This window comes from Aeromonas sp. Prich7-2, from assembly GCF_017939255.1.
GTDB classification, from domain to species: Bacteria; Pseudomonadota; Gammaproteobacteria; order Enterobacterales; family Aeromonadaceae; genus Aeromonas; species Aeromonas caviae.
Genome location: NZ_JAGKRI010000257.1, coordinates 1 through 523, shown reverse-complemented (window position 1 = coordinate 523; position 523 = coordinate 1). Strand labels below are relative to the sequence as shown.

Below are 523 nucleotides of genomic sequence, written 5' to 3'. Positions count from 1 at the left end.
CGTGAGCAGGTCGCACGATACAGTTGGTGTTCGGTGACGAGATAGCTCACCTCGGGCAGCTCGAACACCTGATGAACCTGATAGGGTTTGGCATGGGCCACCATGTCCCCGCCACAGCAAGCGCAATCGGCGGCAGGGTAATGCGGGACCAGGGTCAGGCGGGCATCAAGCGGATGCCGCTCGCGGCGATGTCCCTTGTGACCGGGCTGCGCCCCCCGTTGCTTGCCGGACGCCGGACGCTTGCGGGCCGGCGGCGGTGCACCGGGGCCGTCGCTGGAAGGCGGCTTGGAGGAGTTGCCGCTGTGCTGATTGAGGCGGTCCTCCAGCTCGGCGATGCGGTCGAGGAGCTTATAAATCAGCTCGTTGGCCTGCTCCAGAGTGGTGGGCATTCCCGCGGAATGCATGGTGTTTTTGCTCATGGGGGGAGCGTATCTAAGGAGCAGGATCAAGCAAGCAGGAAAGTGGGATCAAGAGACGATCGTCTCATTTTTCCTGTGTCAATACTGTTCCGGTGAATACTTAC

The 523-nt window shown here is 61.4% G+C and carries 1 protein-coding gene; it reads right to left on the bottom strand.

All coding sequences use genetic code 11. The features are described 5' to 3' along the window. Window positions 1-419, bottom strand: a 419-nt coding sequence (locus J9892_RS21505) for a DUF6444 domain-containing protein (RefSeq protein ID WP_210538944.1), incomplete at its 3' end; no start/stop codon positions are given. Window positions 420-523: the final 104 nt, after the last annotated feature.